Origin of the sequence: Achromobacter pestifer, assembly GCF_013267355.1 — a bacterium.
GTDB classification, from domain to species: domain Bacteria; phylum Pseudomonadota; class Gammaproteobacteria; order Burkholderiales; family Burkholderiaceae_B; genus Achromobacter; species Achromobacter pestifer_A.
Window position 1 is genome coordinate 2,980,508 of record NZ_CP053985.1, and the last position, 12,509, is coordinate 2,993,016.

Below are 12,509 nucleotides of genomic sequence, written 5' to 3' on the forward strand. Positions count from 1 at the left end.
CTAGCGCGCCTTCAAGGCTTGCGCGCAGGCCTCGCGCGCAAGCTCGCCCAGTACGCGGATGGCGGCCTGCGCAGCGGCGTCCCAGGGGTGCCCGTAGTTCAGGCGCAGCGCGCTGCCGAACTGGCCGCTGGCCGAAAAGATCGGCCCCGGCGCCACGCTGATGCCACGCGCCAGCGCCAGGCGGTGCAGCGCCAGCGCATCCACGGCGGCCGGCAGCTCCAGCCACAGGAAGAACCCGCCTTGCGGGCGCGTTACGCGCGTGCCGGCCGGGAATTCCCGGGCGATCGCCTCGGCCATGCGCTGCTGCTGCGTCTGCAGCGTTTCGCGCAGGCGGCGCAGGTGGCGGTCGTAGCCGCCTTGCTCCAGGTACTCGGCAATCGCGCCCTGGGCGGGGCCGGATGCGGATAGCGTCGATGACAGTTTCAGGCGTTGCACGCGTTGCGTGTAGCGGCCGGCAGAGGCCCAGCCGATACGGTAGCCGGGCGCCAGGCACTTCGAAAACGACGAGCAATGCAGCACCAGCCCCTGGCTGTCATAGGCCTTGGCGGGCACCGGCCGCGCCGCGCCGAAATACAGTTCGCCGTACACATCGTCTTCGATCAGCGGAATGCCATGGCCTGCAAGCAGCTGGACCAGCTGCCGCTTTTTTTCGTCGGGCATCAGGCTGCCCAGCGGGTTCTGGAACTGCGTCATCAGCCAGCAGGCCCGGGGCGCATGGCGTTCGATGGCGGCCTGCATCGCGTCCAGGTCGATGCCGGTGCGCGGATGGGTCGGTATTTCCAACGCCTTCAATCCCTGGCGTTCGAGCGCCTGCAAGGCGCCGTAGAACGTGGGCGCTTCGACCATGACGGTGTCGCCGGGTTGCGTGACCGCTTGCAGGCAGAGGTTCAGCGCTTCCAGCGCGCCGTTGGTGACAACGATGTCGCTGGCCGGCACGTTGATGCCGCCGATCAGGTAGCGCAGCGCGATCTGGCGGCGCAGGCCCGGATTGCCCGGCGCCAGGTCTTCCACCGTGTCCAGCGGATCCTGGCGCTTGAGATGGGCGGCCATGGCCTGGGCCAGCCGCGCCAGCGGGAACAATAGCGGAGAAGGGAAGGCGGAGCCCAACGGCGTCACGTCGCGGTTGCGCACCGAGCCGAGGATGTCGAAGATGCGCTCGCTGATCGCGAGTTCCGTCGATTCGCCATCCGGACTGGAGGCGCCGGGTTCCGGCGGCAGGGAGGCGGCGGGGGCGTTGACGTAATAGCCGGAGCGGGGCTGCGCCCGGATCAGGCCGCGTGCTTCCAGCAGGTAGTAGGCCTGGAACACCGTCGACGGGCTGAGTCCGCGCGCCGCGCAGGCGTCGCGCACGGAGGGCAGCTTGTCGCCCGCGCGCAGCACGCCGTCGCGGATCGACTTGGCGATCTCTGCGGCCAGGGTTTCATACAGGCTCAAGGTGCCGCCGGCCGACGCGCGCCTACTTGCTGCTTTGCAGGATCGCCATGGCCTGGCGTTCCATGAATTCGCCCAGCGTGTCGATGCCGCGCAGCTTCAGGATGGTGTTGCGCACGGCGGCCTCGACCAGCACCGCCAGATTGCGGCCCGCGGCCACTTGCAGCATGACCTTGCGCACCGGCAGGCCCAGCATGTCTTGGGTGATGTCCTGCAGCGGCAGGCGTTCGAACTTGTCCTGCGCGGTGGCGCGCACCAGGTGCACGATGAGCTTGAGGCGCATCTTGCGGCGCACGGAGGTCTCGCCGAAGATGGTGCGGATGTCGAGCAGGCCCAGGCCGCGCACTTCCAGCAGGTTCTGCAGCAGCTGCGGACAGTGGCCTTCGATCATGTTGGGGGCCGTGCGCGAGAACTCCACGGCATCGTCGGCCACCAGGCCGTGTCCGCGCGAGATCAGTTCCAGCGCCAGTTCGCTCTTGCCCAGGCCGGACTCGCCGGTGATCAGCACGCCCAGTCCCAGCACGTCCAGGAACACGCCATGCACGGTGGTGGTGGGCGCCAGCTTCTTGCCCAGGTAGATGCGCAACAGGTCGATCAGCTGCGCGGCCGCCACCGGCGTGGACAAGAGCGGCACCTGATGCTGATCGCACTGGTCGATGAGGTCTTGCGGCGGGGTCAGCCCGTCGGCCAGCAGGATCGCGGGCACGCCGCCGATCAGCAGCTCGTCCATGTGGTGCATGCGGCGGCGCAGGTCGAAGCGGGTGTAGTACGCCAGCTCTTCCTGTCCGAACACTTGGATGCGGGACGGGTGGATCAGGTTCAAGTGGCCGACGAGGTCCGCCGCCGACATGCCGTCGTCGGGAATCGCGCGGTCCGCGGCGCCCTGGCCGGAAATCCAGTTAAAGGGGATTTTGTCGGCGTTGTCGTCGACGAGTTCCTGCACCGTGAGCATGGCAGCGCTTCCGCGTGGAGTTCAGAGTTGGCCGGTCGTGAGCATCTTGTGGACGACGGCCGGATCGGGCTCTGTGGCCAGGGCTTCGCGCAAGGCCTTGTTCGACATGAGCTGCGCCAGTTCGGCCAGGATGTCCAGGTGCTGCTGCGTGGCCGTTTCCGGCACCAGCAGGCAGAGCAGCATCGACACGGGCTGTCCGTCAGGCGCATCGAAGGTGATGGGCTGGGCCAGGCGGATGAAGGCCGCCAGGGCCTGCTCCAGGCCCTTCACCCGGCCGTGCGGCACCGCCACGCCCTGGCCGAGCGCGGTGGAACCCAGGCGTTCCCGGGCGAACAGGCTGTCGAACACGAGTGCGCGCGCCAGACCATGATTGTTTTCAAAGAGAAGACCGGCCTGTTCGAACGCACGTTTCTTGCTCGTTGCGAGCATATCGAGCACGACGTTGCCGGCGGGTAGGATGCGCGACAAATGATTCATCGGGGCATTATATGGTTATATGACGCACTGCAATAATCGGCCCTGTGCGATGCGTCCTGGGCTCGGTCGCATCATGGGGCGGCAAGAGCGACAGCATAGACCGATAGCGGTGGATTGTGGGCATTCTTGCGCCTGGCGGCTGAGCTGGCCCTCGGGAAAGCGTCGGAAACTGGGGAAAACGGAATCGCCGGCGAGGCCGGGAATGGGGGACAAAGAAGGAAGGGGGTGCTACAGGAGGGTAGTTTGCCGATGCCCCAGCTGGACGTTGCGTCTAGCGGGACACCGGGACTTAGGCAGGATTTCTAGAATCGCTGTTTAGCTAGTCTCGCAGTGCGAGTGCTCATGAAGCGCGTTACTGCTGGGGTGGCGTAAGGTTCGCCGCTTGCCGCTTCACGGACTCCGCCGTGTGACTTCGTACCTTGTCCTTGTGCTTGATGACCTGACGGTCGACTTTGTCAGCAAGAAGGTCTATGGCTGCATAGAGGTTTTCATCGGTTGCTTCACAATGAATGTCCTTACCGCTTAGACGCATGGTGATTTCGGCTCTATGCCGCAGGGGCTCTACCGAGAGCATGACCTGGGTATCGATGACGTGATCGAAATGCCGCAGCACTCGCGCCAGTTTGTTCATGACATATTCCCGGATGGCCGGGGTGACGTCGAGGTGACGACCGCAGATGCTCAGGTTCATAGTGTGCTCTCCTTCTAAAAGAGGAAAAAAGGGTGCGCAAAAAGCGCGGCTGATTCGTTAGGCGTTCTCCTTGATTGAGCGGGTTCGTTTAGTACTAGTGTATAGACTCGGGCCGATAAAACAAGCTGACCTAGCGCAAGTTCATGGCATTTTTATGGCTGAGCCCCTAGGGTGCATGCGTCTTTGCGCAGGCGGCGCCTAGGGGTCTTCCCCAGGACCGCATTACATGCGGAAATGCTCTCCCAGATAGACCCGGCGCACGGCGGGATCGCCCACGATTTCATCGGGGTGGCCGTCGGTCAGGACGCGGCCTTCGCTGATGATGTAAGCGCGGTCGCAGATGCCCAGGGTTTCGCGTACGTTGTGGTCGGTGATCAGCACACCGATGCCGCGGCCCTTCAGGAAACGCACGATGCGCTGGATCTCGATCACGGCGATGGGGTCCACGCCGGCGAAGGGTTCGTCCAGCAGGATGAAGCGCGGGCTGGTGGCTAGCGCGCGTGCGATTTCCACGCGGCGGCGTTCGCCGCCCGACAGGGAGATGGCGGCGTTGCTGCGGATATGGCCGATCTGCAGCTCTTCCAGCAGCGATTCCAGCTGCTCGTTGATCTTGGGCGTGGACAGCGGGCGTCCATCCGGCCCCGATTGCAGTTCCAGCACGGCGCGGATGTTCTGTTCCACCGTCAGGCGGCGGAACACGGAAGCGTCCTGGGGCAGGTAGGACAGGCCCATGTGCGCGCGCTTGTGGATCGGCATCGAGGTGATGACGGAACCGTCGATCTCGATGCGGCCCGCATCCGCGGGCACCAGGCCCACGATCATGTAGAAGCTGGTGGTCTTGCCCGCGCCGTTGGGGCCGAGCAGGCCGACCACTTCGCCGCTGACCACGGACAGGGATACGTCCTGGACCACGGTCCGGCCGTTATAGGTCTTGCGCAAACCGGTTGCGCGCAGGCTGCCCTGCTTGACGCCCGAGGGCGCGGAGGTTACCGGAGTCGGCACTGAAGGTTGGTTCATCGTGGCTGCGTGTGGTGTTGCATGGGAGGCGTTCAACGCCCCTTCTTGGCGGCCTGCTGCTTGCGGCATTCGGCGATGGCGGCGTCCGACTTGGCGCGCGGTTCCGCCACCGAACGGACCCGACCGCCTGCTGCGGCGGAGTTGGGGCCGCCGTGGGCTTCGTAGGTGCCGGTCTTCTCGTTGTAGCGTACCCGCTCGCCGCGAATCGTGTCGAACGGTTTTCCACAGACAAAGCGGGTCACGACCGCCTGGCCGATCAGGTCAAAGGTGCTCTTGGTGCCGTCGTATTCGGCGCGCAAGCCGGTGCCTTCGATGAGTTCGAAGGTTTCCGGGCGTTCCTGGCGGATGGTCACGATCTTGCCCTTGTTGGCGGTGGCCGTGCCGTACTGGTTGCCCTGCGCGTCTTCGTTCATTTCCAGCACATCGGACGTCAGGGTCATGAGGCCGCGCGTCATGTTGACGTTGCCCGTGAAAACGCTCTTTTTCTTCACGTCGTCGTAGTGCAGGGTGTCCGACAGGATCAGCGTGCTGGGCTCTTCAGCCGGCGTCGCTGCCTTGGGCGCCGGATCCGCGGCATGGGCCGGGGCCAGCGCCGAGGCCGTCAGCAGGATGGCGCCGAGCAAGCGGGTCGTCGGGGCAAGGAGAATCCGGAGGTCGGTCATGGTTTTTTCTGGTCAGTGTTGTTGGCGGGAATTTCGGTCCGGCGTTGCTGCTTGCCTTCGGATCCGGCAATTTCCACATCGGTCGATGCCGAAACCTGCAGTTGGCGCGTCTTGTTGTTGTAGTGCATGCCCGTGCCGTTCATGCGCGAACGGCCCTTGATGACTTCCGCCGGCAGGTCGGTGTAGACCACGTCGTCGTCGGGCAGGATGATCAACTGCTGGCTGCGCACGTCCAGCAGGTCGTTATTGGCGTCGGGCTGACGGCGCACGTGGGCGTCGCCGTTCATGACGATGCGCTTGCCGCCTTGTTCCATCACGGCGGTCTTGGAGATAGCCACGGTGATGGGGTTGTCCTCGCGCTGGCCCACGGCGCGCGGCGAGGTTACATGATAGGAGTCGTCATCCGGGAAATGTTCCGCGTATACGCCTTCGAGCCGGTTGATGGGCTTGCCGTTCGGGTCGGTGCGCAGCATGACGAAGTCGCGCGACCAGGCGTCCATTTCGTGGGTGATGCGGCGCGGTGGATCCGTCTGGATGGCCCGCTGCGCGTAGTCCGCCGCCCACCACGAGCTGGCGACCAGCACCAGCAGCAGGAACAGCGCGATCAGGGAGGGAAAACGTTCTTTCATCGGGTCTGCAGCAAGGGCGTATGGGTTGTCCTGGCGGTCATTATTGGATGGCGCCCGGGCCGAGCAGGCCCGGCGCCGCCAGGAAGGCGCCGAGGCGTCCCTGGGCCGCCAGCAGCAGGTCGCAGCATTCGCGCACGGCGCCGTTGCCGCCAGTGTGCGTGGAGACCCAGTGGGCGGCCTGGCTGACGTAGCCCGGCGCGTTCGGCACGCTGGCCGCGAAGCCGGCGCGCTGCAGGGCCGGCAAGTCGATGACGTCATCGCCCATGTAGCCGGCCTGGTTCAGTTGGACACCGCAGCGCTGCGCAAGTTCGGCCAGGGCGCCGCCTTTGTCGCGGACGCCCTGGATGACCTCGGCGATGCCCAGTTCGGCGGCACGGCGCGCCACGATGGGGCCGGAGCGTCCGGTCATCAAAGCAACCTTCAGGCCGCCTTCCATCAGCAGGCGCAGTCCGTGGCCGTCCAGCGCATTGAAGCGCTTTTGCAGCTCGCCGTTTTCGCCGTAATAGAGGCTGCCGTCGGTCAGCACGCCGTCCACGTCGAACACCATCAGGCGTACCGCGGCGGCGCGTTCGCGCACGCCTGCGGGGATGCGGGCCAGGACCAGCGCTTCGGCCGGATGCGTCATGGGTACAGAAGGAGTCATAGTCATACCACTTTGGCGGCCATCAGGTCATGCATGTGCAGGGCGCCGAGCAGAACGCCGTCGCTGTCCAGCACGAGCATGTGGTTGAGCCGTTGTTTGTCCATTTGCTGGGCGGCCTCGACGGCCAGCGCGTCGGGGGTGATGCTGCGCGGCGAACGCGTCATGCCGGATTCGACGGTCAGGCTGCGGATGTCGCCTTGGCGGGCGATCAGGCGGCGCAGGTCGCCGTCGGTGAAGATGCCTACGGGGCGGCGCTGGGCGTCGGTCACGACGGTCATGCCCATGCCTTTGGCGGACATGACCTCCAGCGCCTGCGATACCGGGGTGCCGGCCATGACGATGGGCAGGGCGTCGCCCTGGCGCATGACGTCGCGCACGTGGGTCAGCAGGCGGCGGCCGAGCGCGCCGCCCGGGTGCGAGCGGGCGAAATCCTGCGGGCCGAAGCCGCGGGCCTCCAGGCAGGCGACGGCCAGGGCGTCGCCCAGGGCCAGCGCGGCGGTGGTGCTGGCCGTGGGCGCCAGATTCAGCGGGCAGGCTTCCTGGGCCACGCTGGCGTCCAGGTGGACGTCGGCCAGCTGGGCCAATTCGGACTGCGGGTTGCCGGTAATGGCGATCAGCTTGGCGCCCATGCGGCGGGCGACGGGAAGAATCGTCAGCAGTTCCTGGCCGGAGCCGGAATAGGAAATTGCGATGAGGACGTCATCCTGGGTGATCATGCCCAGATCGCCATGGACAGCCTCGGCGGCGTGCACGAAAAAGGCCGGCGTGCCGGTCGAGGCCAGGGTCGCCGCGATCTTGCGGGCGACGTGGCCGGTCTTGCCGATGCCGCTGACGACCACACGCCCGCGGCAGGCCAGCAGCATCGCGACGGTCTGCGTGAAGCTGTCGTCCAGCCGGGCCGACAGGTCCATCAGGCCCTGGCATTCGATCTGCAGCGTTCTGCGCGCAGATGCCAGCGCGGTCTCGGACGATGTTGTGGGATGGTCAGTCATACGTGGATTTTAATATCAGTATGCGGGTTTGCCCCCGGAAAGGGCGTATGGCATGCTGGCGGGTCATTTCAACGGCTTTCCAACTTTTTTCCAGGCCCGCTCCATGTCCAGCATTTCCAGCCCCGTTCTTGGCACGCCCCTGTCCCCCTTGGCCACCCGCGTCATGCTGCTCGGGTCCGGCGAATTGGGCAAAGAGGTCATCATTGCCCTGCAGCGGCTGGGCGTGGAAGTCATTGCCGTGGATCGGTATGCCGATGCCCCGGGCCATCAGGTGGCGCATCGGGCGCATGTGGTCTCGATGACGGACCCGCAGGCCCTGCGCAAGGTCATCGAACAGGAACGGCCCCACGTTATTGTCCCCGAAATCGAAGCCATTGCCACCAATTTGCTGGTGGAATTGGAAGAGGCGGGCGTGGCCCGGGTGACGCCGACCGCGCGCGCGGCCCAGTTGACCATGAACCGCGAGGGCATCCGCCGGCTGGCTGCCGAGACCCTGGGGCTGCCGACCTCGCCCTATCGCTTTGTCGACACCGAAGCAGAACTGCGCGCGGCCATCGACGGCGGCATCGGCTATCCCTGCGTCATCAAGCCGGTCATGTCCTCCTCGGGCAAGGGCCAGTCCGTGATCAAGAGCGCCGACGACGTCGAGTCCGCCTGGCGCTACGCCCAGGAGGGCGGCCGGGTGGGCGGCGGGCGCGCCATCGTCGAGGGCTTCATCCGCTTCGACTACGAAATCACCCTGCTGACCGTGCGCGCCCGCGGCGCCGACGGCCAGGTCGAAACCCGCTACTGCGAACCCATCGGCCACAAGCAGGTCGATGGCGACTACGTGGAAAGCTGGCAGCCGCACCCGATGTCTCCCGCCGCGCTGCAGCGTTCCCGGGACATCGCGCTCGCGGTCACGTCCAACCTGGGCGGCCTGGGTATCTTCGGCGTGGAGCTGTTCGTGGCCGGCGACCAGGTCTGGTTCTCGGAAGTCAGCCCGCGTCCGCACGACACCGGCATGGTCACCATGATCACCCAGGTCCAGAACGAATTCGAACTGCACGCCCGGGCGTTCCTGGGGCTGCCGGTGGACACCAGCCTGCGCCAGCCCGGCGCCAGCAGCGTCATCTACGGCGGCGTCGAGGCCGCCGCGGTCTCGTTCCACAACGTGGCCGAAGCGCTGGCCGAACCCGGTACCGACATCCGCCTCTTCGGCAAGCCCGAATCCTTCGTCAAGCGCCGCATGGGCGTGGGCCTGGCCGTGGCCGACGACGTGGCGGCGGCCCGGGCCAAGGCCAAGCGGGTTTCGGCGGCGGTGTCCGTCAAGGCCGGCTGAGTCCGCTTTTCCCTTCCGCTTTTCCCCTCTTTAAGCGGCCACCAGCCCATGGGCTGGTGGCCGCTTGCGTTCGTCCAGACCCATTCCAACGGCCCGGCCACGCCTGTCGTCGCTGTCCCGGCACCTTGTCTTGAGATCTTCCCCCTGCTGCCGGTGTGGTTTGCGCTTTCGCATGGTTTGTTCGATAATTTCGGAAATTTCAGAATTTTCTGAAAGCGGTGTAACTGATATTTATCACTCCGGGGCTGCGGCCCTGACCCTGCCGGCGTAGCTCGATCATGGCCCTGTCCCCCCAAAACGAACGCTTCGTCCTGCATTTCGGCGAAATGGGCAGCCGATGGGGGGTGAACCGCACGGTCGGCCAGATCTACGCCCTGCTGTTCCTCTCGCCCAAGCCGTTGAATGCCGATGACATCGCCGAGACCCTAGGCTTCTCGCGCTCCAACGTCAGCCTGGGGCTGAAGGAGCTGCAGTCCTGGCGCCTGGTCAAGCTCATGCATCAAGTCGGCGACCGCCGCGACTACTTCGAAACTCCCAAGGACGTCTGGGAGATCTTCCGCATCCTGATGGAAGAAAAACGCAAGCGCGAAATCGATCCCACGCTGACCTTGCTGCGGGACACCCTGCTGGAACCCCCCTCGGGTCCCGATGAGGCCTACGCGCAACAACGCATGAACGAAATGCTGGAGCTCATCGAACTGTCTACCGGATGGTTCGATGAGGTTCAACGACTGCCGCCAGAAACCCTGCAGAACCTGATGAAGCTCGGCTCGAAAGTGCAGAAGGTGCTGGGTTTCGCCGGCAAATTGCGGGGCAAGGGCTGACCTTGATCCGCCCCGATTTTTCAGGAAACCTCTATGAAGTTGTATGCAACGCTCGTAACATGGCGCGAGAGACGGCCTGGGAACCATGCCGGTTGCCGCGGCACCTCAACTGCTTGGGAGCGACCCAATGATTGATCTCGACGTCGTAAATCTGTCGCGATTCCAGTTCGCCGCGACCGCGCTCTACCACTTCCTCTTCGTCCCCCTCACGCTTGGCCTGTCGTTCATCCTGGCCATCATGGAAAGCGTGTACGTCATGACCGGCCGCCCCATCTGGAAGCGGATGACCATGTTCTGGGGCACGCTCTTCGGCATCAACTTCGCATTGGGCGTCGCGACCGGCGTCGTCATGGAGTTCCAGTTCGGCATGAACTGGTCCTACTACAGCCATTACGTGGGCGACATCTTCGGCGCGCCGCTGGCGCTCGAAGGGCTGATGGCCTTCTTCCTGGAAGCCACCTTCGTCGGTCTGTTCTTCTTTGGCTGGAACCGCATGTCCAAGGTCAGCCACCTGGTGGTGACCTGGCTGGTGGCGTTCGGCACCAACTTCTCGGCGCTGTGGATCCTGATCGCCAACGGCTGGATGCAGAATCCGGTCGGTTCGATCTTCAACCCCGACACCATGCGCATGGAGATGACCGACTTCGCCGCGGTGGTCTTCAATCCCGTGGCCCAGGCCAAGTTCGTGCACACGGTCAGCGCGGGCTACGTCGCGGGCGCCATGTTCGTCATGTCGATCAGCGCCTGGTACCTGCTGAAGGGCCGCCACATCGATCTGGCCAAGCGCTCGATGGCGGTTGCCGCCAGCTTCGGCCTGGCCTCGGCGCTGTCGGTCGTGGTGCTGGGAGACGAAAGCGGCTACCTCACCACCGAACACCAGAAGATGAAGATCGCGGCCATCGAGTCCATGTGGCACACCGAGCCGGCCCCCGCGTCCTTCAACCTGATCGCCATCCCCAACCAGGCCGAGCGCAAGAACGACTTCGCGATCGAGATCCCCTACGTCATGGGCATCATCGGCACGCGCTCGCTCACCACGCCGCTGCTGGGCATCGACGACCTGATCCGGCGCGCGGAAAACCGTATCCGCGACGGCATGGTGGCCTATGACGCCTTGCAGAAGATCCGCGCCAATCCCAAGGACGTGGATGCGCGCATGGTCTTCGACAAGACCTGGCCCGACCTGGGCTACGCGCTTCTGGTCAAGCGCTACCAGCCCGACATGAGCAAGGTCACCGAGGACGACATCAAGAAAGCCGCCGTCGATACCGTGCCCAACGTCGCGCCGCTGTTCTGGGCGTTCCGCATCATGGTGGCGGTGGGCATGTACCTGATCCTGTTCTTCGGCGTGGCCTTCTGGCTGGCTTCGCGCGGACGGCTGGACAGCCGGCGCGGCCTGCTCAAGGTGGCGCTGTGGAGCCTGCCGTTGCCCTGGGTCGCCATCGAAAGCGGCTGGTTCGTGGCCGAGTACGGCCGCCAGCCCTGGGTGATCGAAGGCGTGCTGCCGACCTACTACGCGGCTTCAGGCCTGACCATCGTCGACCTGGCCATCAGCCTGACGATATTCCTGGTGCTGTACACGGTGCTGCTGATCATCGGCGTGAAGGTGATGCTGCACGCCGTGAGGAAGGGACCGAAATCCGATGGGCCGGCGCTTGGCACCGCCGCCGCCGATCCTGTGCGCGCAGCCGTGCGGGCCTGAGGGAGAGACAGCGATGGATACTCTTATTCCTTTTGACTACGGCACCCTGCGCGTGGTCTGGTGGGTGCTGCTGGGCGCCTTGCTCATCGGTTTCGCCGTCATGGACGGCTTTGACCTGGGCGTGGCCGCGCTGCTGCCGGTGGTCGCCAAGACCGACATCGAGCGCCGGGTGGTGATCAACGTGGTGGGGCCGGTCTGGGAAGGCAACCAGGTCTGGCTCATCACGGCGGGCGGCGCCATTTTTGCCGCCTGGCCCTTGCTGTACGCGGCATCGTTCTCAGGCTTCTACCTGGCGATGATGCTGGTGCTGATCGCGCTGATCCTGCGGCCGGTGGGTTTCAAGTACCGCAGCAAGATGGAGGGCACGAGCTGGCGCAACCGCTGGGACGGCGTGCTCTGTTTTTCGGGCGTGGTGGCGTCGCTGGTGTTCGGCGTGGCCATGGGCAATATCGTCCTGGGCGTGCCATTCACCTTCGATCCGGTGACCTTGCGCCCCATCTATCAAGGGCATTTCTACCAGCTGTTCATGCCGTTCGCGCTGCTGGCCGGCGTGCTCAGCGTGGTGATGCTGGCGATGCATGGCGCCGTGCTGCTGGCCTGGCGCACCGAAGACCCGATCTCGTCGCGGGCCCGCAACTGGGGCAGGCTGTGCGCCTTGCTGACCGCGGCGCTGTTCGCGGCCGGCGGCTTCTGGGTGGCGGGCGGCGTCGGCGGCCATGTCATCACCAGCGCGGTGGACATGGCAGGCCCGTCCGATCCGATGCTCAAGACGGTGGCGGTGCAGAACGGCGCCTGGATGGCCAATTACGCGAAGTGGCCGCTGATGTGGATCGCGCCCGCGCTGGGCGTGGGCGGCGCCGTGCTGGTGGCATTGCTGCTGACCGTGCGCGCCAACGTGCTGGCGTTCCTGGCGTCCGCGCTTTCGATCGCCGGCGTGATCCTGACGGTGGGCTTTTCGCTGTTCCCCTTCATCATGCCGTCGTCGTCGAATCCGAAGGCCGGCCTGACCATCTGGGACGGCTCGTCCAGCCACTTGACGCTGTGGATCATGGTGATTGCGGTTGCCATCTTCCTGCCCCTCATCACGCTCTACACATCCTGGGTCTACCGCGTCATGCGCGGCAAGGTCACCGAGGAATCGGTGAGCGACACGCCCAACTCATACTGA

At 65.2% G+C, this 12,509-nt stretch carries 13 protein-coding genes; 4 read left to right on the top strand and 9 right to left on the bottom strand.

Translation table 11 applies throughout. The annotated features are described in order from the left end of the window. From FOC84_RS14485 to FOC84_RS14525, 9 genes are all read right to left on the bottom strand, one after another. Entirely contained in the window at window positions 1-1,434 is a 1,434-nt protein-coding gene (locus FOC84_RS14485; RefSeq protein WP_173145011.1) for a PLP-dependent aminotransferase family protein, read from the bottom strand. A gap of 22 nt (window positions 1,435-1,456) precedes the next feature. Then, window positions 1,457-2,383: an HPr(Ser) kinase/phosphatase gene (hprK, locus tag FOC84_RS14490; RefSeq protein WP_013396727.1), complete on the bottom strand. Its 927-nt coding sequence runs from the start codon at window positions 2,381-2,383 to the stop codon at window positions 1,457-1,459. Window positions 2,384-2,404: 21 nt separating this feature from the next. Beyond that, a complete protein-coding gene (locus FOC84_RS14495; protein ID WP_006389881.1) occupies window positions 2,405-2,860 on the bottom strand; it encodes a PTS sugar transporter subunit IIA in 456 nt (151 codons plus the stop codon). Window positions 2,861-3,212: 352 nt separating this feature from the next. Beyond that, on the bottom strand, window positions 3,213-3,551 hold the full coding sequence (gene hpf, locus FOC84_RS14500) for a ribosome hibernation-promoting factor, HPF/YfiA family (RefSeq protein WP_013396726.1): 339 nt from the start codon (window positions 3,549-3,551) through the stop codon (window positions 3,213-3,215). 222 nt (window positions 3,552-3,773) lie between these two features. Next, the gene (lptB, locus tag FOC84_RS14505; protein ID WP_173145012.1) at window positions 3,774-4,568 is read right to left on the bottom strand and encodes an LPS export ABC transporter ATP-binding protein; all 795 of its coding nucleotides are present in this window, start codon (window positions 4,566-4,568) and stop codon (window positions 3,774-3,776) included. Window positions 4,569-4,600: 32 nt separating this feature from the next. Continuing rightward, entirely contained in the window at window positions 4,601-5,230 is a 630-nt protein-coding gene (gene lptA, locus FOC84_RS14510; protein ID WP_173145013.1) for a lipopolysaccharide transport periplasmic protein LptA, read from the bottom strand. Further along, entirely contained in the window at window positions 5,227-5,859 is a 633-nt protein-coding gene (lptC, locus tag FOC84_RS14515) for an LPS export ABC transporter periplasmic protein LptC (protein WP_088143233.1), read from the bottom strand. Before lptC ends, lptA begins: the two co-directional genes overlap by 4 nt. Window positions 5,860-5,899: 40 nt before the next feature. After that, window positions 5,900-6,508, bottom strand: coding sequence for a KdsC family phosphatase (locus FOC84_RS14520; protein ID WP_173145014.1), 609 nt, complete (start codon window positions 6,506-6,508; stop codon window positions 5,900-5,902). Beyond that, complete coding sequence (locus FOC84_RS14525; protein WP_173145015.1) at window positions 6,505-7,494, bottom strand: KpsF/GutQ family sugar-phosphate isomerase; 990 nt, start codon at window positions 7,492-7,494, stop codon at window positions 6,505-6,507. Before FOC84_RS14525 ends, FOC84_RS14520 begins: the two co-directional genes overlap by 4 nt. A 103-nt stretch (window positions 7,495-7,597) precedes the next feature. Between FOC84_RS14525 and purT the strand changes: the two genes are divergently transcribed. The 4 genes from purT (at window position 7,598) to cydB (ending at window position 12,509) form a co-directional block, all read left to right on the top strand. Next, on the top strand, window positions 7,598-8,815 hold the full coding sequence (gene purT, locus FOC84_RS14530) for a formate-dependent phosphoribosylglycinamide formyltransferase (RefSeq protein ID WP_173145016.1): 1,218 nt from the start codon (window positions 7,598-7,600) through the stop codon (window positions 8,813-8,815). Window positions 8,816-9,093: 278 nt separating this feature from the next. Continuing rightward, the gene (locus FOC84_RS14535) at window positions 9,094-9,639 is read left to right on the top strand and encodes a GbsR/MarR family transcriptional regulator (RefSeq protein WP_173145017.1); all 546 of its coding nucleotides are present in this window, start codon (window positions 9,094-9,096) and stop codon (window positions 9,637-9,639) included. 127 nt (window positions 9,640-9,766) lie between these two features. Beyond that, complete coding sequence (locus FOC84_RS14540) at window positions 9,767-11,341, top strand: cytochrome ubiquinol oxidase subunit I (protein WP_173145018.1); 1,575 nt, start codon at window positions 9,767-9,769, stop codon at window positions 11,339-11,341. A 13-nt stretch (window positions 11,342-11,354) separates the two neighbouring features. Further along, window positions 11,355-12,509: a cytochrome d ubiquinol oxidase subunit II gene (gene cydB / locus FOC84_RS14545; protein ID WP_173145019.1), complete on the top strand. Its 1,155-nt coding sequence runs from the start codon at window positions 11,355-11,357 to the stop codon at window positions 12,507-12,509.

Coding starts and splice junctions, on each gene's coding strand:
- hprK (WP_013396727.1), bottom strand. CDS start 2,383: ATGCTCACGGTGCAGGAACTCGTCGACGACAACGCCGACAAAATCCCC.
- FOC84_RS14495 (WP_006389881.1), bottom strand. CDS start 2,860: ATGAATCATTTGTCGCGCATCCTACCCGCCGGCAACGTCGTGCTCGAT.
- hpf (WP_013396726.1), bottom strand. CDS start 3,551: ATGAACCTGAGCATCTGCGGTCGTCACCTCGACGTCACCCCGGCCATC.
- lptB (WP_173145012.1), bottom strand. CDS start 4,568: ATGAACCAACCTTCAGTGCCGACTCCGGTAACCTCCGCGCCCTCGGGC.
- lptA (WP_173145013.1), bottom strand. CDS start 5,230: ATGACCGACCTCCGGATTCTCCTTGCCCCGACGACCCGCTTGCTCGGC.
- lptC (WP_088143233.1), bottom strand. CDS start 5,859: ATGAAAGAACGTTTTCCCTCCCTGATCGCGCTGTTCCTGCTGCTGGTG.
- FOC84_RS14520 (WP_173145014.1), bottom strand. CDS start 6,508: ATGACTATGACTCCTTCTGTACCCATGACGCATCCGGCCGAAGCGCTG.
- FOC84_RS14525 (WP_173145015.1), bottom strand. CDS start 7,494: ATGACTGACCATCCCACAACATCGTCCGAGACCGCGCTGGCATCTGCG.
- purT (WP_173145016.1), top strand. CDS start 7,598: ATGTCCAGCATTTCCAGCCCCGTTCTTGGCACGCCCCTGTCCCCCTTG.
- FOC84_RS14535 (WP_173145017.1), top strand. CDS start 9,094: ATGGCCCTGTCCCCCCAAAACGAACGCTTCGTCCTGCATTTCGGCGAA.
- FOC84_RS14540 (WP_173145018.1), top strand. CDS start 9,767: ATGATTGATCTCGACGTCGTAAATCTGTCGCGATTCCAGTTCGCCGCG.
- cydB (WP_173145019.1), top strand. CDS start 11,355: ATGGATACTCTTATTCCTTTTGACTACGGCACCCTGCGCGTGGTCTGG.